We start from the raw sequence: 21,154 nt of genomic DNA, 5'->3' as shown, positions 1-21,154 counted from the left end.
TTCTTAATATTTAAAATTGGTTTTAAGTTTTTAGTTTGTAGTTTTAGAAACCGGTTTCGAAGTATATTAAAAAAATATTATATACATCTACTTTGAAGTCCACTTAAATAATCTAAGTTTGAAACCGATTTCTGTACTAGGTAAAAATATTTGCTCCGAAATCGCTTTCGAAACATAGTGAAAACAAAAACATAACTCACTCTTATGCTTTTCTACCTACTATATTTTGCTTCAACCAAAATTATAATAACCATCTTTTAAATATTAAACATTCTAAATAAAACTTATGTGCTAATTATATAATTATTTTTTTTATTTGTAAAGGTTTTATTTCATTTTTATAAATGAATTATACGGAATTGGACTTACTTATTAAACATTTAACAATATCGCCAGTAACTACGGTACAATGGAATACTCAATGTTTTTTTGTGGCAGAAAATATTATACTAAAACAAAAGATTTAAGTTAATATTAGGAAGTTTTGTAAACTACATATTTTCATAAAAACAAAAATACCTGAGTGGTATATAAATTTTTCATGATTAATCTTGTCTTGTCCATATAAAAATTTTACTTTAGTCTAAAAGTTTATTATTATTGTATTATAAAAGAAATTTAAATCTCATTTATAAACTTCCCATAAGAAAGGTGCTGTTATTATGAAAAAAAGAGTTATACTTCTCACCATTTTGGTTTTTGTACTAATTACTTCAGGATGTAGTTCGAAATCCAGCAAAAATTCCGAAGAAACATCAAATGATTCAAATATTAAATCTTCCTCAGAAACAACGTCAACAATAGATACCTCCGATTCAGAAAAAGGTTCAGAAATAAAATATTTCGCCCCTTTTACTGGTGAAGAAGTTACAAAAGAAGAATCTGAAAAACCTGCCTACTTTGTCTCTGTAGAAAATTCACCAGCTGCAAGACCTCAAGCCGGACTTAATTCTGCTGATATTGTATATGAGTTTATGACAGAAGGTGGTATAACAAGATTTCTTGCTTTATTCCAAAAAGATTCAGCAAAAAAAATAGGTCCCATAAGAAGCATGAGAACATACTTTATTGACATTGCTTATGAATATAATTTACCTTTCGCTCATTGCGGTGGTAGCCATGATGCTCTAGATAGAATTAAAAATGAAGGTTCCATGACAATGGATGAAATGGCTAACGGTTCTTATTATTTTAGAGATGAAACTATAAAAGTTCAAGAGCACAGCTTATTTTCTACATCTACGGACCTCATAAATCTTTTGAATGCTAAAAATTATGTAAAAGAGACAAATGTAGAATTAAAGTTCGATAAGACATTTTGGGATCAAACAGATTTAAAAGAAGTAAACTCATTATCTATAACCTTTAATAAATATTATAGTACAAGCTATTCCTTTAATAATGGTTTATATTATAAATCTATGAATGAAGAAGAACTATTAAATCGTCATGATGATATCCCTGTATCCATTTCGAATATAGTCCTACAAAATGTTAACTATAGCACAAGGTCTGGAGAAGCTTATCTAGATGCAGATTTAGTTGGTGAAGGTACAGGTATTATTATAAGTAATGGGAAAGCTATGGACGTGACTTGGTCAAAAGCTGATCTTAATTCACAAACAATCTTTAAAGATAAAACTGGAAATATAGTACCACTTAATGTTGGAAAGACTTGGTGGCACATATTAGACCAAAATGCTGAAGTTACTATAGACTAGAATTTAAATAATAAAGATTATTTAAACATTTTTTTCTTAACAAAACAGGACTCATATTACGCTCTAGATAGATTTTCTATCGTAGCTTCATTGAGTCCTTCTATGCTTATATAATACAGTTATATCCAATAACATCTAGTCAACATGCTAATTATTCAGCTTATCCATCGCTAATAACTTCTCCATAATTTTCAAGGTCCGTTTTTATTAATTGATCAATTTTAGGGATTCCATTTGGTATACCCGATATTTTAGCAAATGTTGGTTAAATTATCACCTTTTTTAATAGTAATAAATCTTACTACTTCCTCCTGTATAAAGTCCGGCCAAGTCTGCCTACATATTTATATCATTAATCATTGTATCTGTCTACGAGTTTACCATTAGGATTATACAGTTCTGCTGGATCACTTTTTGTATTGTTCCAAGTGCCAGTACCATCAAGCCAATGAAAATCCACATCTGAATTTTTAGAAGAATCTCCTATCTTAACTGTTGAATTTGGTTCCAAAGTAAACTCTGGAAATGTAAAAGATTGCTCTCCTTTTACTGATAAGATTGTCCATCCTTTGAGATTAACCGATTCATCCTCTAAATTTTTAAGTATAATATACTCTGCTTTCTTATCAAGCGCAACAATTTTAATTTGCTCATCTGAAGTTATTACTTCATTGTCTGTATCAATTGTTTCATTATTATTTGTAGTATCCTCATCAGGATTTACATTATCAAACTCATCATTAATAGTATTCCCTTCTATTGTGTATGTATAACTATAATGACTAGGAATCTGTGTTGATGTATCTTCATAAGTAATTACAGCTACAAAATCTGTACATCCCCCTGCATCTCTTATTACTTTTTCCATATATGCTTGGTCACCCTGCCTATTAAGTGTGCTCTCTTGTGGAGTTATATTATATGCATTTGAAACACCTCCAAGAGAATCGGCAATGACATGTCCTTCATCTAGCGTTGAACTTTCAACGCCAGGTACTTTTGCTTCATCTGGATAATATCTTCCACTTGCTAAAACCTGTTCAGTTGCTTCATCCTGTAATGTAATTTTTTCTGCTGTTACTTTAACCAACTGTCCGTATCCATTAGTAAAAGCATAGTATTCTCTATCACCAAAGCCTATATCAACCACAACATTAGCTTCTCTATACCCTGATTGATCGCCTCCTTCAACTTCAATTAATCGATATCCTTCAAAAGCACCACTACCTGAAACATTATTATTTTGTACAGATTCTTCTATATTTTCTCCATCTAGCTTGTCTTCTTCTGCTTCAGTATCAACTCTTTCTTCTTGCTGCTCAACAGCCCCCTTATTTCCATTTACATTCTCTTCAGTCTTATTAGAAATTGCTTCATCACAACCTACAGCAAATAACACAACTGATAAAACTGCAGCTATAGCAATTACTCTTTTCTTATTCAGCCCCCAGTTAATCAACCTAAACGGAAATAACACTATCCATAAAAAAAACTTTAGTAATTTTTTCATTCGTATCCTCCCAACTATTTAACTAAATTTGATTTTGCATCAAAACAATATTAAAAGTTTATACTACATTACTGGTTAATGCAAATAGTTCATAAACGTCATATCTATGGGTTAAGTCTTGCTGCTGAAACATTTACAGATATTAAAACAGATGAAAATAAACAAGCAATTATACATATTGCTTGTTTTCTTTAATATTAAGAAACTATTTATATAAAACTATTTTTTTCTCTTGAAAATTTGAAATACCCTTTGTCTTCAATCATAATATGTTTCAAAATCCATTCATTACATTTTTTAAGTATACTTAGTAATAAAATAAAATTAGCGCCGTTATTATTATAATCTTCTATAGACTTATGAATATCATTTGTGAAGCTATCATGTATATCCTTATGTTCTTTAAATTTAGGATAATTAGTTTTAAGTAAAAGCGCTTCTTCATCTCTAAAATGTATTCTTGTATATTTTTCAAGGAAAACCAGGGTGTTTCTAATTTCCTGCGCACCTCTTTTCTCATTACAAGCAATCATTAATTTATCGATAATTTCAAAAAGCTTCTTGTGCTGATTATCAACACTAGTATTCCCTACAGATAAATCTTCCGTCCAATTCACAATCAATTTACTCCTAACGTAATATTTTCTTAAATTTATAGCACTTACAATACATCTATATTATAATTGATTATATACAAAAATATAAGAGCTTTTTAATTTTTCAAAACTCATTTCTTTCGTTATTCTTTGCACCTTCTGCATCATCCCATATAGCAAGTCTTAATGTAATCTGTTCTTGCTTTGAATCGTTTACTGTACCATTAGTATTAGAGTTGCCATTACCTCATCCTGTAACAAAAACCATCAAAACCAGCTCAATAACTACTTTCAATGGCTTTTATAATATTCACACCCCATAGTAAGTTTCCACCCTTTGAGGTAATATCCTTTCATTCTGAAATAAACGTATCTTTTAATACAAGAAATGTAGTAATTTTCAAATCTCCTCTAATACTTTCTACGTGACTTGGATCATCAATAAATTCATCTATCCGTTTATATATTTTCTCTTTAAGCTGCGTATTAATTGGTAAGTTCCTTAATAATTTTATGGCCCTCTCTCTCTTATAATCTCTCTCCTCAATAAGCTCTGATTGTTCTGTTTTTATTGTAAGATATATCTCGCTACCTGAAGGTATTGAAGCTGTAGAAACGGTTAAACAAGCCTTGCTATTCTCATACTTATATGATGTTTCTAACTCTTTACCATTGATTTTTAATATAACCTTATCTGGGTTAACAATACCATTAACTTGAAAAGTTACTTGTCTATTTTGAGGTATAATAGATAAATCTCCTTGTGGTTTTTCAATTACTACCAACATCTCTCTGTTATCATATTTTTGAATAATTTTAGTTATTGCATAGTGTCCGTCTTCAAAATTCGTAGACTCACCATCATCTTCATATAATTCAAAAGTATTATTGGCTCCTGCAAATATTCTAAGTAGCAGTTGTTCGGGATTATCTGCTTTTTTCCATCCTCTATCTTTATCCATAGGCACAATGGCTCCAGCTTTTGCATAAACTGGTATCTCATCTAATTCACCATAGTTATAATAAGATTTGCCACCTTTATATTGTTCACCAGTAAAGAAATTGTACCAATCTCCTTGTGGCAACCAAATATTATTTATACTTAAACCAATCTCTTCGTTTTTAGGCTCAATAAATGGTGCTGCAACAAGCTCACTACCAAAATAATATTGATTTTCATTATAATATGCCTTGTTGTCTTTAGGTGATTCGTAATACATTGGTGTCACTAAAGGTACATGTTTTTTGTGATTCCTCCATGCCATAGAATATATATATGGAATGAGTTGATGTCTTAATTGCATTGCATCTTTTGTAATACGGTAGACTTCTGCATTTTTCTCCCATGGACGTCTATCTATGAATACATTATTAGTACTATGCAATCTAAGAATCGGACTAAAGACTCCATATTGTACCCATCTTGTATAAAGTTCCTCATCTTCAATACCAAGCATATGACCACCAATATCATGACTCCACCAACTATAACCTACATTTGCTGCTTTAGCCGTAAAGCTAGGTTGAATTTGTAAAGATTCCCATGAAATTTCCGTATCGCCTGAGAAACCTATTGGATATCTATGATTACCAAGGCCACCCCAACGTGAAAAAATGAGATTACGTTTTATTTTATTTCTACCTAAATCATAAAAATGCATATGATTTAACCAATATAATGGATCTAGTCCAGGTATTTTTGTTTCCTCTCCTTGCTGCCAATCTATCCACCAAAAATCCACACCTTGATTTTCTAGTGGATGATGCAGCTCTTCAAAATATGCTTTCATAAATGTTGGACTAGCACAATCAAAGGCTATACCTTCTTTAGTAGCTGGATCAACACCCATTCGTTTTGCCATATTCTCGTAAGCATCCTCATGAGCGTGCACCCCATCAGCCGGATGTACGTTTAATGCAATTTTCAATCCTTGTTGATGTATCCATCTAGTAAAAGCTTCAGGCTCTGGAAAATACTTTTTATTCCAGGTATACCCTGTCCATCCATTAGAATATGGATTTTCAACCACATGCCAATCCATATCTACAATACAAACAGATAATGGGATATCATGCTCCTTGAAATCTGTCATTAATTCCTTAAGTTCTGTATCAGTATAGCAATGGAAACGGCTCCACCAGTTACCAAGAGCCCAACGTGGAATCATTGGAACAGAACCTGCAACTCTGCAGAAATCTGCTAAACAATCTTTGAAATCCAAACCATAGCCAAAGAAATAAAAATCTTGTCTACCGGTTTTTCTAGGTTCTAACCATCCATTATCACCAAAGACCAAACTTCTAGAATCATCAACTATAACCCAACCATCTTTTGACATAAGCCCTTGTTCCAAATCAACATGTCCATTTGTATTGTCAAGAGTTCTTGCAGTACCACCTAGATTTGCCTCTTTACTTTGGTCCCCAAACTTGTATGTTTTATCAGTAGCCTTTACATATATTGAAAGTGTCTGCTTACTAAATATATTTTCTGTACTTTCATATTTTAAATGTAAATAGCTTGTAATTATTTCTAATGATGATTCCTTTTTTAAAATCTCAAACCTTGGAACCTCTAAATCTCTATGCCAAAATGTTTGACTTGCACGATTCTCAAAGGTATTATCTTCACTATATTCAAATCTAATAAGTCTATCAGTTAATACTGTAAATCTAACCTTTGGCATGAAAACCATTAATTTCTCATTTACTTTATAACTCAATAGTTTCCTCCTGAATAAAAATTATATTTTTTGCATTAAACTTTCAAGTCTATACTTTAATTCCTTTAGTTTCAGTTTTTACGACACTAATTAATAAATTCAAAAGAAAGATTACCTGATATTCGTTTACCTTGCTTAATTCCATTCTCCCAAATAATTAAAATCTCGTTACCCATATCATCACTAAAACAATATTCTCCCTTTTGTCCTGCGCAAAGAAAGCATAAGTTTTGATAGCTATCATTTATATTACCTACATAGCTTCCTAATTTCTTATTATCATTTAAGTTTAAAGCAATGCATCCACCTGCTCGTAAAAACACTGGAATTAAATCTTTACCACAGTTAATTATAATCTTCTGATTTCCTTGTAACAATTCCCTCGTCCAAATATTCATCCATTCTCCACTTGGTAAATACAATTCTCTTTCAATTTCCCCTTCATTTAGAATTGGAGCAACTAAAAGGTCTCCTAACATAAAGCTATCTTCAATATTTATTACATTTAAATCTTGAGGATAATCAAAAATCAAATGCTTCATCATAGGAATTCCAGTTTCACATGATTTTTTTGCTTGATCATATAAATACGGAAGCAGGTTAGTTCTTAAATTATAATGATACCTCAATCTATCTATTAATCCTGCATCTTTATAACAATATGCTATATTCCATGGACTCCTATCATTCTTCTTAACTTCATTTAACATTTCAGAAAACTGACCACCTTCTGGTTCTGAATGCCATTGCATTATAGGCGTAAAAACAGCAACTTGTGTAGCTCTTTCATATAATTCAACATCTGGAAGTTCACCTGCAAACCCTGCTATATCAAATCCCCAAAACGGTACACCACTAAGACCTATGCTAATACCTGCAATCATTACATGCTTAAATTCTTCCCAGGTTGATTCTTGATCTCCAGCCCATTGCACAGGATAATTTTGTAATCCCTTATAACCCGCTCTACTAAATAGCACTCTATCTTTTCCACAAAACTCGTGATAAGCTTCAATATACGTTGAAGCGTAAGCGTTTCTCATTTCAATACCTGTCATACCATTACAAACTTTAATATCATCACTATAAACAAATTCTCCACCATCTGTTTTGAATCCATCTACACCAATATCTAACAAATGTTGTCGTTTTGAAAACCACCATTTCCTTGTTTCCATATTTGTAAAGTCTGGAATCATGGAACCAGCAAACCATCTATCTTCTGGTATAGTATAGGGACTTCCATCCGAATTAAGCACACATAAATTATTATCTTTTGCATATTTCCAGTCTTCATTAAGCAATTGATTATCTTCACCATTTTTCATCTTCTTAAAGACTGGTATTTGCCATAATATTAGTCTAATATTTTTTTTATGCAGCTGCTCAATCATTTCTTTTGGATTTGACCATTTATTATGGGTATTCCATCTATAAAAAGTAGCTTCATCACTCCAAGCTTCGATTACTATAACATTGACAGGAAATTTATGTTGTTCTAGTAAACTAACTTGTTCCTCTATATATTCTTGATTTGACCATCGATTTGCTGATATCCAAGTTCCAAAACTCCATTTTGGTATCAAAACAGGTTTTCCAGTAATAGCTGTGTATTCCACCACAATTTCTTTTGGAGTACCAACAAAGAAATAAATATCTGGCCACTTCCCAGCACTATCCTTGGCAATTACAATCTCTATTGTTTTACCAAAATAAAATTGACTAATCACAAACGAGTCTAAATACACTCCTAATCCTGTATTTGTAAAGAAGAAAGGAATCGGACTGTAGCTATTATCCCCTTGATTGCAAAACTTTTCATATACTTCAACATCAATCCTTAAATCTTTTTGGTTTACTCTATTAAATCTTTCGCCCATACCATAAACTGCTTCATATTCTATATCAATAATTATTTTGCACGATTGTTCATTTTTTTCTAATAATATACCGCTCAATTCTATTTTTTGTGTATCTATACTGTTTATTTCATTTAAATTGAACTTATACTTATTCATACAATAACTCCTTAAATAAATAGAGTCACAAGTAATTGCAACTCTATTTATTGTCCCAAATTTAGTTTATTGTTTCAAAATTCAGTAATTTAATTTCTTTCATACTATACGTACTGCTCTTAACATTGCAATCCTCTTAATTATAGTTTTCAAAAGCAGTGGTACGAATTTCAATCAAACGGTCTAATCCCATTGCTTCTAATTGCTCTACATATTCATTCCATCCTTCATCAATTCCGCCTTCTGTAATCCAAGTTGCTCTTGACACTTCAACATATTTTTTTATATCTGTTTCAAGTGTAGCAATTTCATCAAGTTCTTCTAAAGTTAAGAAAACATTTGGATATGGTTTAGTAATATAGTCTTCTCCCAATTTACTTAATTCTAACTTTAAGCCATCTCCACTTTCAGGTGATAATTCAATATTTTCCTGGAATTCTGCACTTACATACTTAGGTCCAAAATCTCTTAAACTTTGATCCCAGTACCAAGAATCTGCACTAGTTCCTTCAGGTGGATCGTTTAGAACATACTTTCCATCATCATTTTTAGAAATAACTGTTCCAATAGCACCCCAGAAGTTTTGAATACTTGCTTCACCTGTATAGAATTGGTCCAACCAACGTGCAGCGATTTCAGGATATTTGCAATTCACTGAAATAAGAGCTTCATTACGACCTACCCCTGATATACCATTAGTATCTCCAGATGCATATCTTTTTCCGTCTGGTCCAGCAATAGGTGCAATAGCAATATATTCACCTGACCACTGTCCATATACTGCATCAGGAATCCAGTTGTATGAAAATCCAACTCTTGCAACATTAGGATCTTGATTCTTTCCTAATTCCATAGTATCATCTTGAGTAAATGCTTCTTGGTCAATAATTCCTTCAGCGTATAATTTTCGTAACCATTTTAAACCTTCTTTATATTGGTCACTTGTTGGATAATAAACTAAGGAATCATCTTCATTGACAAGCATATTAGATCCATACAAATCAGTAATTCCAAAAGGATTAATCAAATCCATAGAAATACCTTTTTGTCCAGTGATAGGAATTTCATCATTAGGATCACCATTTCCATTAGCATCTTGTTCTTTGAATGCTTTTAATACAGTAAATAACTCATCGGTATTAGTTGGTTCTTTTAGTCCTAGATTGTCTAACCATACTTTATTAATGATTGGTTGACCACAAACAGTCGGACGCATTGGTAAATTTTTTCCCATTGAATACATCTCGCCATCAGTAAACGTTACCACTTTTTTCATTGCAGGCATCTCTTGTAATGCATTTTTATAGTTTGGCATATATTCATCAACCAAATCGTTTAAAGGTAAAAACATATTCAAGTTTGTTATAATATCTGAATCGCCAAATGTTTGGTTTCCTATAATAATATCTGGTAATTCTCCACTTGCTAATAAAATTCCTTTTTGCTCGCTCCAATCACTTAATGACTGAACTTGCCATTCTATTTTTACATTTGTATTTGCCTCTAAATCTTTTAAAAATTGATTTTGAGCAAAACTATCTCCCATATTTCCCCATCTGGTTGTCAAAACAGTTAACGTAACCTGATCATTTACAATAGGGAAACCCTCTTTGTTAAAATTTTCGCTCTCATTCATTGTTGCTACATTATTTTCTGTATTACTTTTATCTCCTTTACCACATCCTCCTAAGCAAAGAATGACTAGTGCTAAAACAGTCATAAAACTAAATACTCTTGTAGCCTTTTTTTTCATAACTTCCTCCCTTTAAATAATTATAGTAATCTATATTAATTTAATAGATTCAAATTTGCCTAGCTTACCCTTTGACTGCTCCTATCATTACGCCCTTGTTAAAATACTTTTGCACAAATGGGTAAATACACATTATTGGTATTGTAGATATAACGATTACAGAATACCTCATAAGATTTGCAAGTCTTAGCGCAATCTGTGCAGCCTCACCAGTACCAAGCGATGTTTGCATATTATTTGTAACTAATATATTTCTTAAAATTAATTGTAGCGGATAATAATTAGGGTTCTTTAAATATATTAATGCATTAAAATATGAGTTCCACAATCCCACAGCAATCCATAAACCTAGTACTGAAATCAATGCTTTAGATAGAGGTAATACAATTTGCACAAAATATCTTATATTCCCACATCCATCAATACGAGCCTGATCCCATAATTCCGACGGTATTGAATTTTGAAAGAATGACCTTGCTACAATAATGTTAAAAACTGATACTGAAAATGGTAACACCATAACTAAAGGGCTATCATATAATCCAAATTGTTGTATTGTCAAAAATGTTGGTATAAGACCTCCATTAAAAAACATTGTAAATACAAATAACAACATTATTAATTTTCCACCTACTAACCCTTTTTTCGATAAAGCAAATGCAACGGAAACGTTTACGAACAGACCAATTGCTGTTCCTACAATTGTATAAATAATTGTATTTCTATAACCAATCCATATATTATCGTGCTTAAATAATTCCATATACCCATCAAGTGTGAATCCTTGAGGTAGAAACCATACGTTTCCACTTGCTACTGCTGCTGGATCACTAAAAGATGCAATCACTACAAAATAAATTGGATACAATATGATAACTAAAGCTATTACTGAAAAAATATATACCGCTACATTAAATTTTGTTATTTTTGTTACTCTTTTATTTTTTTTCATAATTCGCCCCCTTCTTTACCATAAACTCGTATCAGAAATTCTTTTACTAATCTTATTTACTGTAATCAAAAGTATAAAATTAATTATTGTACTAAATAAATTTATTGCAGATGAATAACTGTATTGGGAACTGAGTAATCCTACTTTATAAACATATGTGGGTATAACTTCACTACTCAATAAATTCAAGTCATTCTGCATTAAGTACACTTTTTCAAATCCCAGTGACATTAGTCCTCCACACCTTAGAATTAATAAAATCATAGCTGTAGGCATTAGTACCGGAATATCAATATAACGAATTTTTTGTAATTGTGAAGCACCATCTATACTTGCCGCTTCATAAAAACTAGGATCAACAGCTGATAGTGCTGCTAGGTATATTATGGTATCCCATCCTGCATGTTGCCACACCTCTGACCATACATATAAATGTTTAAAAGCAGAAGCACGTCCTAACAAATTTGGAGCTTCAGTACCTAACACTGCACTCACATGTCCAATTAATCCAGACCCTGGTGAAAAAATCAAATTAATCATTCCTACTACTACTACTACCGAAATAAAATGCGGCATATATGTTATTGTTTGAAATGTTTTTCTATATATTGACATTCTCATTTGATTAATGGCAAATGCAAAAATTATAGGAATAGGAAAACCCACTAATAAACTATAACTTGTGATACCCAAAGTATTTTTAATAGTCGTGCTAAACTGGTACGAACTAAAGAATTTTAAAAAATGCTTATACCACGGGTTTGCCCATGGACTCCCCATAACACCTAGTGATCCCTTATAATCCTTAAAAGAAATTAGCACTCCATACATTGGCTTATAACTAAAACATATTAACAAAATAAAAGCTGGAAGAATTAACAAGTACAATCCTCTATTTTCATATATTCTTTTGTATAAACCCTTTTTTCTAAACGCTTTCAAATTCATTTTGACTATTCCCCCCCTTTTGACAATCACCATATTTTTTCTTTGGTTTAACGCTAACCCTTATATTCATAATAGCATCTATTTTTTTTTAAGTCAAGCTATTTTTACTATTATTTGAATTTTTTTACAATTAAAATCCATGTCCTTCTGTAAATTAAATATTAACCAATTATTGCTATTCTTTTCTATTTACTCTATAATATTTAATGAATCAATAGGAGGTGTACTGGTATGGTTACTTTAAAGGATATAGCTAAAGAAGCAAACGTAAGCGTTATGACAGTTTCCCGAGTTGTAAATGGAAATTACTCAAAAATGTCAAAAGAAACTGCCAAGCGAATCAAAAAAATAATACACGAAAGAGGATACGTGCCAAATTATTCAGCTCGAAGTCTTTCATCAAGAATTTCACATTTAATAGCAATTATCACAAGGAAAGACGGTGAATTAAACGACCCCTATACATCCAAAATGTTAGCTCTTATTATTCCTACACTTCAAAGTAATGGTTTTTATACTATGATAGCTTGTCTTGACGATTTTAATGATGTAAATCAACATCTTCGTGCTTGGAATGCACAAGGAGCGATTTTTCTAGGATTATTTGATGAAAATATTGAATTGATTAAGCAAAAAAATAATATTCCACTAATTTTTACTGATAGTTATAATAAATCTAATGAAATATCAAATGTTGGAATTGATGATTATAAGGGAGGTGCTTTGGCTGCAAATCATTTTCTTGAATATGGTCACAAAAATTTTGCATTCATTAGTTTATCTCTCGAACATAGTAGTGTTAGTAAAGCACGTTTAAAAGGTTTTACTGATACCATAAAATCAGCAAATCTATCATTACCTGAAGAAAATATCCTTGATTATGATTCTCCTTCGATTTTAGCAGGAAAAATAGTTAATTTAAAAACACCTGTCACAGCTATTTTTACTACAGCAGATATTTTAGCTTTAAATATGATGGATGCACTTCAATCCCTTGGATATAAAGTACCTGATGAATACTCATTTATAGGATTTGACAATCTTCCTATAAGTTACTACGTAACACCAAAGCTGACAACAATATCTCAAAATATTGAGCAGAAAGTCCATTATATTTGTGATATTTTATTGAAGCATATAGAAAATCCTAATTTACCCTATGAAAATATATTGTTAGATGTAGAACTTAGTAAACGGAATTCTGTAAAAAATATAATTAAATTACCACAAACATAAATACAAATCGAAGGAAATACGCTCGTTTTGAATATTTTAACAAATACCTAAGTCAAGATAAATGGATATTTTTTTAAAAGGTACCGCTATAAAAAGAAATATCTAAAGAAACAAACTAAAGGGGTTTATTTCAGAATTTTTTCTGAGATAACCCCCTTTAATGATTATTTATCTTCACAATTTATTGTTTTATTAAGTTTATTTTAGTTTATAAACCCTTGCTTCATAAGGCTTCAAGTTTATTTTATTTGACAAAGAAGCTTCTACCTCATAATTAGCTATTAGTACCTCTACTTTGCTACTATCTATCTGCTCTGGTATAGTATATTCCTCTTCTTCCTTAGAAAAATTTAAAATCACTAACAATCTTGTACCTTCATAAGATCTAATATATGAATAGATTTTTTCATCCTCTTCATAAAGAAGCTTATAATCACCATATATAATAACTGGATTTTCTTTTCTCAATTTAATTAATTCTTTATAATAATAAAATACTGAGTTCTTGTCCTCTAAAGCTTTTCCCACATTTATTTCTTTATAATTGGGATTCATTTTAATCCAAGGAGTTCCTGTAGTGAAGCCTGCATTTTCACTATCATCCCAGTGCATAGGTGTTCTTGCATTATCTCTACCCATGTAATGAATCTTTGGAAGAAGCTCTTGTAAAGTTTTGCCTGCTTTTTTCCACTCCTCGTAGTAATTCAGAATTTCTACATCTTTGTAGTCGTTTATGCTATGGAACTTAACGTTTGTCATTCCAATCTCTTCACCTTGATAAATATAAGGCGTTCCATGCAAAGTATGAAGCATCGTTGCAAGAAGCTTTGCTGACTCTACTCTATATTCTTTGTCGTTTCCAAATCTTGAAACCATTCTAGGTTGATCGTGATTATTTAAGAACAAACTATTCCAACCTTTATTGTGAAAATTTACTTGCCATTTGCTAAAGATTCTTTTTAAGTCAGTTAATTTCCACGGCTTAATATTCCATTTTTCACCTTCATTATCTATACCCATATGCTCAAATTGAAATATCATACTAAGCTCACATCTATCTTCTCCTGTAAATAAAAGCCCATCTTCAGGTGTAACCCCTGGAGTTTCTCCTACAGTCATAACATCATATTTACACAATACTTCCCTATTCATTTCCCGTAAAAACTCATGTACTCTAGGTCCATTTATATAATATTTTCCACCTGATACATAGCCTTCTTTATCAGTTTGTACACTTGGTAGCCCTGGAACCTTAGAGATAAAATTAATAACATCCATTCTAAATCCGTCTATGCCTTTATCTAGCCACCATTTCATTATCTCATATACTTCATTTCTTACCGTTTCATTTTCCCAATTAAGGTCAGGCTGTTTTTTTGAGAACAAGTGAAGAAAATATTCATCCGTTCCCTCATCATACTTCCAAGCTGAGCCTGAAAATATTGATTCCCAGTTATTTGGCTCTTTGCCATTAAGCTCTTTTTGCCAAATGTAATAATCTCTATATAAATTGTCCTTTGACTTTTTTGATTCTACAAACCATGGATGCTCATCTGAAGTGTGATTTACTACCAAATCCATTATAAGTCTTATTCCTAAGTCATGTAATTTTGAAATAAGAACTTTCCAATCATCTATATTTCCAAATTCAGTTAATATACTTCTGTAGTCTGAAATATCATATCCATTATCGTCATTAGGAGAATTGTAGACAGGATTTAACCAAACTATATCTACACCAAGTTCCTTTAAATAATCTACTTTTTCAATTACTCCTTTGATATCTCCTATTCCGTCTCCATTTGAATCCTTGAAGCTTCTTGGATAAATTTGATACACTACTCCTTCTTTCCACCACTGTTTTGCCATAATATTTCCCCCATTAATCATAAAAATTACGTTACTTAGCAGCCTGTCCCAATATAATTTTAATTTCATAGTTATATTTAGACTCTACTCTACTTATCTATATGTAGAGTATATAAATAATCATGCATAAGTATAGTCAAATTTCATAGTCAATTTACTCATTATTTTAAGACTAATTATATACCGAAACCCCAAAATATATATTGCAAATATTTGTTTATACGTCTTAGAGATCTTAGTCTATCATTAGACAGGCTTGATATTACTATCTACATATATTTAATACATAGCAACATCCTTTATATCTATTTTAACATATTTTCAATATTTTGTTATGTTATTTTGAAAAAGAGCATTTTAAATCAAAGCTAACTCTGATAATCTTCATTCTTGAGAATAGTTTGATTAAATAATCTTTTACTTCAAATCTAGGTACTGGCTTCAATTTTTCTTATTAACACATTCAATTAAACTAACCTCTTGAAAGAAAGTTTACTTCCCTTAGGTACATACTAACCTACACTTTAGTATAGTTCCTAATTTATTAATTTATAGTATTTACCATAACCTAAAAATTCATCCATTTCAACCTCTAATATTTTATTTGAACTAGTAAAATTTTGTTCCTTAATATACTCTCCTAACAATTTTGGGACAAATTTTACATATAAAAAAACTCCTTCTTATAATAATTTATTATCTAAATTATTGCCAAGAAGAAGTTATTTTTATTCAGTTTACACAAAAATTTTTACAGTAACTTATAATGCTTTATTTATTAAGCTAACAATTGCCTCCATATCGGTAGTTTATAGAAGTAATATATTTTCTAGTAGTTTATTTTAATATATCATTCTATCCCTTTGCTATCAAGGGTTTAAAAATTATATCACCATCAGTTAATAAATAATTCTTTCTATTACTGAGGATATCATATCCACTATCTTCATAACACTCTAAACAGCTTTCTGCAAATCAGCCTTGTCCTCTACATAATTAAAATTACTTTTTTAAAGTAATTTTATAATATTTTTTCAAAGCCTTAATAGCATCTTTATCCCCTTGCTTTGCAGCTTTAATATACCATTTTTTTGCTATATCAACGTTTTTTCTAACAATATCCCCCTCATAATAGCAGCCCGCTAAAACACATTGGCTAACTTCACTTCCCGCTTCAGCTCCTTTTCTATACCACCCTATTGCCTTATTATCATCTGAATTTACTCCTTTTCCCACTGAATAAGCCCATCCAAGATTTGTCATTGCAGGTGCATAACCTTGTTCTGCTGATTTTCTATACCATTCAACTGCCTTTTTATAATCAATTTTTGTTCCATTTCCATCCCTATAACAATTAGCAAGTTCTTTTTGTGCTCTTGGAAAACCTAACTCTGCTGCCTTTTTATAGAACTTAAATGCTTTCGATTTGTTTTTTAATATACTACTGTTATAGTAATCGCCTAAAACTATCATTGCATTGCCATTACCATTGTCAGCAGCTTTTTCGTACCATTCATTGGCCTTAATAATACTATTTTTAACGCCTTTACCATACTTATAGCAGTAAGCAACTTCATACTGAGCATAAGCATTTCCATTCTCTGCTGCCCTTAAATACCATTTAAACGCTTCATTGTAATTCTGTTTTACACCCTTACCATCACGGTAGCAATTCCCTAAATTAGATTGACCCCAATGAAAACCCTGTTCTGCACTTTTTTTATACCATTTAACTGCTTCAGAATAATCTTGTCCTTTAAATTCGCCATTATAATAATAATTACCCATTCTATTCTGACAGTATTGTTCTCCTATTTCCGCAGCTTTCTTATATAAAACATAAGCAGTGTAATAATCTGCATTAACACCAGTCCCATAATAATAACAATCTGCTAATTTCATTATAGCTCTAAAATAGCCTTTCTCAGAGGCCGCCTTAAGCCAATAAATATATTGTTTTATATCTTTATATGTACCATAACCATGGTAATACATATCAGCAATTTCATTTTGTGCAAAGATATCACCCTGTTTTGACAAATCTAAAACATCTTCAAATATTTCATTAAAAATAAGATTTTGTTCAACACTGTGATCTGAAATATATCCATAGTTTAAGTAAGCAAGTTCATCATTATTTTCATATCCACTTTTTCGCCAAAAAATACTTTTTTCTATATCTTTTTCAATAGCTCCATAGCCATGAGTATATAATTCCCCTAGAAAATATTTCGCTCTTCCTACCCCTTTTTCAGCTAAAACAGAAAAAATATTTAACGCATCTTCCATGCGATATTCAAGGTATGCTTTTTGACCTTCATTAATCATCGCTTCATATTGAATTGGAGATATTGGATTTAATCCATTTATTTTATCAATCTTACTTTGGACTAAGCTATTGTAAATCTCAGTAGCTGACAGTTCAATATTATTATCTAGCTTTTCCTTTGTAATAAACCCTTTAACAATATCTGTAATACTTTTTTCTTCATTTTTACTCTCTAACAGTAAATTCTGACTATCAAAAATATTTAAAATTATATTTGACATAAAATTACCCCGAGTATAACTCTGATCCATATAAATAAGACCTATATTATCCTGAGATATGCTCTTTATATTCATTAAGTAATCTTTTAACTTTACTTTATTATCGTTTATAATTCCTTTATTCCTAAGACTTATTTCAATAATATCCATCTTTCTTTTATCCATTAGTGTTCTTTTATCAATTAGTGTTAATATAATAAATACAGCTTCTAGCGATGAAAAGTTTGAATACCTCCCTTGCGTTATCTCTAGATTTAACATATTAAAATTATCAATACTATCTATTTTTTCATTAAGTTTAGTAACAAAAGCTCCTAACATTTCTTTTAACTCAATATGTTCTATATATAGTTTATTCAATTGATTTCCTAAACTTATCATTATTCTGTGATCAATACAATTTCTATTATACAATTCAGCAATGGCTTCAGACATATAAGTATTTAATTCATCATGATTTCGTCTTATTCCATTTTCAGTTGACTTATTCTTTTTATTAACCGTCTTAATCATTCTTTGATACCAAGTTTGAGACTCCAAACCTTTAATCTTATTGTTATTATCATTCATCAATCCAGTCATTTCAGCTAATATGTTATTCAAATTTGCTGTTGACTGCTGAGATAAGTAATCCATATCTGAACTACTAACTATACTATCGATTACTCCAGTAATTATATTAGCGGTATTCGAAATCTTGTTCATTGTAGTAGCTGTCTTATCTAAATTATTAGATTTCCCTAAAGCATTAGATATATTATTAACTACTGCAGTTGTATTATTTATTGCTGTAGAAACCTCATTAGCTGTTGTAGCAACTTTATCTATAGTAACAACAACTTTATTAACTTTATCCATAGTATTAATTAATGTTTTAAGCATGCCTATCCCCCTAAATGGAATCATATAAATCTTTTAATTTTTCGTTCAATTCCATGCTTCTTTCTTCTAATTTTTTATTAATAGTTTTTTGAGATTTAATACTGTTAATGTAATCTTCATATTCTTGTGCTGAACTTTCTATACTAGCTAGTAAATCACAGTATATACCTTCTAAATTTTGATAATACCTTGCATTATTTAAAATTTCTCTATATTTACCCCTTGCAAAGCATGGTGCCACAACTTTATTTACTGCTCCACCAACTAAAAAGCCAATAGGAATAGTTATCACTGTTGATGCTCCAGCTGCTGTAATTCCTGCAGATATAGGCACCATAATTCCCGAAGTAGTACCTGCAGTAATTCCTGCATCACCACCAGCTTTTGCAATTTCTTTAATATACTCTTTATCTGAAATAATACCATTTTTCCATTTCCTATAAGATGCTATGGTTTCTGTTGTTATTCCAATAATACACCCCATAGTACCTGCCTTTGCCATAGCGTTATTAACATTTTTGAAGTTATAAGACTTACTCGCTGTACCATTTTTTGCTTTATTAAATCTTTTATTTCTAGCTTTTTTTATCTTATCAGCATCCATAAATTTTTCTGTATTATACCCTTTTCTCTTTGCATATACGGTTTTTTCTTTATTAGTTACAACTATTGAATCCTTTGGTGTATTATGCAGAATAGGGTTGTTTTTATTTACATAAGCTTTATTTTGAAAATTTCCTTGTGCTGATTTATTGAAAATATTTACTTTATTAATATCTATTCCAGGCTGAGTTGGAGAATCTCCAGCTACGAATCTAGAAAATATATTCTTAATTAAAGATCTTTGTTTCGTCATAAAATCCCATTCATATCCCTTACCCTGTAGCTGTTTAAGTATCCAATCTGAATTAATGTTTGCATTGAGCTCAATCAACTCATTTGTTCCGAAATTATTATTATAATTTGCTCCCATCCATTTCCAAAATTCAACGCTATTTGTTAAGTTGTTAGTTTGCTTACACGCTCCTGCAATCGAACTAAACATTGCTATTTTTTCCTTCTTAACAATATTACTTGTATCATTAACCATATTCAATACTTCGCTCTCGGTTATATCGTTCATCTAATTCCTCGCTTTAATATTTATTCTGATATATTTCAATTGTTATATAATGTGTATATCATTTAGTCCTTTTGCTACATTATTTATACATATTTTTTACTTTTTTTAATATAATGCATGTTTTGCATTATTTAAGTATAAAAATTTCTTACCTTCTTATACAAATATTCTACAAAAAATAATAATTTCCTTCAAAATATATATTTGGAAATTAAGAACAAACTAAAAAGATGTAATTAATTGTGAAAAAAAATCAACCTTTCTGTCGGTTGACCTTTTCTAATTCTATTTAGTCTCCAATACCAGTTTCTCGCATAACCATATCAGGAAATTCTTTAGAAAAAATAGCTTTATGTACTTCAACTTTATCTAATAATTCACCTAACTTTACCTTTGCTATTAACTATGGATACCATTATTTACTTCTTAAATTATTATATAATCAATAAGATATTATTAAAGGGCTATGGTCACTAATTTCTAGCCATTTGTCTCCACTTTCTATTGATATTTCAGAATTACTTTTAATCATATTTGAAGAACAGAAACAATAATCTATATGATATGTAGTTTTCTTAGATTTTCTCCAATATAGTGTTGGCACAGTTTCTTTTCCAAAGTTTTCATTTCTAAGAGTATGATAACAACTTACAATATTATATTTTGAAAATAAAGCTTGTACATCACTAAATGAACCATATTTAAAATACTTACCATCCCAAATTTTATTGTCATTAAAGTCTCCCACTATTACTACGTCATCTTTTAAATATTTTTCATATTTAGTAAAAGTTGCAAAGGCTGGTCCAACTCTATTAATCACTTCATTTTTTCTATGATTCATCGCCCATACAGCTATTAATATAAAGGCTTCTTTATCACTTGATACTTTGAATGGTACAATCCATTTATCGTTATCTCCTGGTTCCTCAATTAATTCAATTTTTGTCTTACCAAAACTAAATATTGACATACCTTTATTGTTATCAGTTCCAAACCAAAATGCGTTGTTTGGTTTTCTTGGAAATTTCTCTATATTAACTTTCTCAAGACATTCACTTTCCTGAATAATTAGTAAATCAATGGTTTCATCAATAATTTCATTAGCCTTTTTTCTAAATGCCATATTACAGTTCCAAGACACAATTTTCATTTTATTTCCCCTTATATTTAAAATCTAATAATTATCAATTTCCTTTTTCCAATCTTGACTAATTGATTTACTTACACGATACTCACTAATTACATCACTCACTGCCTCATAATTTAATCT

The 21,154-nt window shown here is 30.5% G+C and carries 13 protein-coding genes; 2 read left to right on the top strand and 11 right to left on the bottom strand.

The features are described from left to right. Positions 1-662 precede the first annotated feature (662 nt). Positions 663-1,721, top strand: a complete 1,059-nt coding sequence (locus tag ACVHXK_RS12080) for a DUF3048 domain-containing protein (protein ID WP_461206654.1) — start codon at positions 663-665, stop codon at positions 1,719-1,721. 352 nt (positions 1,722-2,073) lie between these two features. On the opposite strand, the gene ACVHXK_RS12075 is transcribed toward ACVHXK_RS12080, so the two are convergent. The 7 genes from ACVHXK_RS12075 to ACVHXK_RS12045 form a co-directional block, all read right to left on the bottom strand. Further along, entirely contained in the window at positions 2,074-3,231 is a 1,158-nt protein-coding gene (locus ACVHXK_RS12075) for a lamin tail domain-containing protein (protein WP_461206653.1), read from the bottom strand. 209 nt (positions 3,232-3,440) lie between these two features. After that, positions 3,441-3,848, bottom strand: a complete 408-nt coding sequence (locus ACVHXK_RS12070) for a bacteriohemerythrin (protein ID WP_461206652.1) — start codon at positions 3,846-3,848, stop codon at positions 3,441-3,443. A 332-nt stretch (positions 3,849-4,180) separates the two neighbouring features. Beyond that, positions 4,181-6,550 (bottom strand): glycoside hydrolase family 31 protein, encoded by a 2,370-nt coding sequence (locus ACVHXK_RS12065; protein ID WP_461206651.1) that lies wholly within the window; start codon positions 6,548-6,550, stop codon positions 4,181-4,183. A gap of 86 nt (positions 6,551-6,636) precedes the next feature. Beyond that, positions 6,637-8,568, bottom strand: a complete 1,932-nt coding sequence (locus tag ACVHXK_RS12060; protein WP_461206650.1) for a glycoside hydrolase family 31 protein — start codon at positions 8,566-8,568, stop codon at positions 6,637-6,639. A gap of 136 nt (positions 8,569-8,704) precedes the next feature. Beyond that, the gene (locus tag ACVHXK_RS12055) at positions 8,705-10,321 is read right to left on the bottom strand and encodes a type 2 periplasmic-binding domain-containing protein (RefSeq protein WP_461206649.1); all 1,617 of its coding nucleotides are present in this window, start codon (positions 10,319-10,321) and stop codon (positions 8,705-8,707) included. 64 nt (positions 10,322-10,385) lie between these two features. Beyond that, positions 10,386-11,273, bottom strand: coding sequence for a carbohydrate ABC transporter permease (locus tag ACVHXK_RS12050; RefSeq protein WP_461206648.1), 888 nt, complete (start codon positions 11,271-11,273; stop codon positions 10,386-10,388). Positions 11,274-11,288: 15 nt separating this feature from the next. Beyond that, entirely contained in the window at positions 11,289-12,221 is a 933-nt protein-coding gene (locus ACVHXK_RS12045; protein WP_461206647.1) for an ABC transporter permease, read from the bottom strand. A gap of 231 nt (positions 12,222-12,452) precedes the next feature. Between ACVHXK_RS12045 and ACVHXK_RS12040 the strand changes: the two genes are divergently transcribed. Then, a complete protein-coding gene (locus tag ACVHXK_RS12040) occupies positions 12,453-13,457 on the top strand; it encodes a LacI family DNA-binding transcriptional regulator (RefSeq protein WP_461206646.1) in 1,005 nt (334 codons plus the stop codon). A 198-nt stretch (positions 13,458-13,655) separates the two neighbouring features. Here the strand turns inward: ACVHXK_RS12040 and ACVHXK_RS12035 are convergent, their stop codons facing one another. The 4 genes from ACVHXK_RS12035 to ACVHXK_RS12020 form a co-directional block, all read right to left on the bottom strand. Continuing rightward, the gene (locus ACVHXK_RS12035; RefSeq protein WP_461206645.1) at positions 13,656-15,326 is read right to left on the bottom strand and encodes a glycoside hydrolase family 13 protein; all 1,671 of its coding nucleotides are present in this window, start codon (positions 15,324-15,326) and stop codon (positions 13,656-13,658) included. A gap of 1,002 nt (positions 15,327-16,328) precedes the next feature. After that, the gene (locus ACVHXK_RS12030) at positions 16,329-18,758 is read right to left on the bottom strand and encodes a tetratricopeptide repeat protein (RefSeq protein ID WP_461206644.1); all 2,430 of its coding nucleotides are present in this window, start codon (positions 18,756-18,758) and stop codon (positions 16,329-16,331) included. A gap of 10 nt (positions 18,759-18,768) precedes the next feature. Beyond that, positions 18,769-19,881: a hypothetical protein gene (locus ACVHXK_RS12025; RefSeq protein WP_461206643.1), complete on the bottom strand. Its 1,113-nt coding sequence runs from the start codon at positions 19,879-19,881 to the stop codon at positions 18,769-18,771. A 442-nt stretch (positions 19,882-20,323) separates the two neighbouring features. Then, positions 20,324-21,034: an exonuclease/endonuclease/phosphatase family protein gene (locus tag ACVHXK_RS12020; RefSeq protein ID WP_461206642.1), complete on the bottom strand. Its 711-nt coding sequence runs from the start codon at positions 21,032-21,034 to the stop codon at positions 20,324-20,326. Between the last annotated feature and the right edge of the window lie 120 nt (positions 21,035-21,154).

The sequence above is a fragment of the Clostridium sp. DL1XJH146 genome (genome assembly GCF_054819755.1).
Note: the sequence above shows the minus strand (reverse complement) of the source record. Positions and strands in the feature narration are given on the sequence as shown.

Bases quoted from the DNA above. Each gene is read 5' to 3' on its own strand.
- ACVHXK_RS12060 (WP_461206650.1), bottom strand. From the start codon at position 8,568: ATGAATAAGTATAAGTTCAATTTAAATGAAATAAACAGTATAGATACA.
- ACVHXK_RS12040 (WP_461206646.1), top strand. From the start codon at position 12,453: ATGGTTACTTTAAAGGATATAGCTAAAGAAGCAAACGTAAGCGTTATG.
- ACVHXK_RS12035 (WP_461206645.1), bottom strand. From the start codon at position 15,326: ATGGCAAAACAGTGGTGGAAAGAAGGAGTAGTGTATCAAATTTATCCA.
- ACVHXK_RS12055 (WP_461206649.1), bottom strand. From the start codon at position 10,321: ATGAAAAAAAAGGCTACAAGAGTATTTAGTTTTATGACTGTTTTAGCA.
- ACVHXK_RS12075 (WP_461206653.1), bottom strand. From the start codon at position 3,231: ATGAAAAAATTACTAAAGTTTTTTTTATGGATAGTGTTATTTCCGTTT.
- ACVHXK_RS12030 (WP_461206644.1), bottom strand. From the start codon at position 18,758: ATGCTTAAAACATTAATTAATACTATGGATAAAGTTAATAAAGTTGTT.
- ACVHXK_RS12045 (WP_461206647.1), bottom strand. From the start codon at position 12,221: ATGAATTTGAAAGCGTTTAGAAAAAAGGGTTTATACAAAAGAATATAT.
- ACVHXK_RS12025 (WP_461206643.1), bottom strand. From the start codon at position 19,881: ATGAACGATATAACCGAGAGCGAAGTATTGAATATGGTTAATGATACA.
- ACVHXK_RS12020 (WP_461206642.1), bottom strand. From the start codon at position 21,034: ATGAAAATTGTGTCTTGGAACTGTAATATGGCATTTAGAAAAAAGGCT.
- ACVHXK_RS12080 (WP_461206654.1), top strand. From the start codon at position 663: ATGAAAAAAAGAGTTATACTTCTCACCATTTTGGTTTTTGTACTAATT.
- ACVHXK_RS12050 (WP_461206648.1), bottom strand. From the start codon at position 11,273: ATGAAAAAAAATAAAAGAGTAACAAAAATAACAAAATTTAATGTAGCG.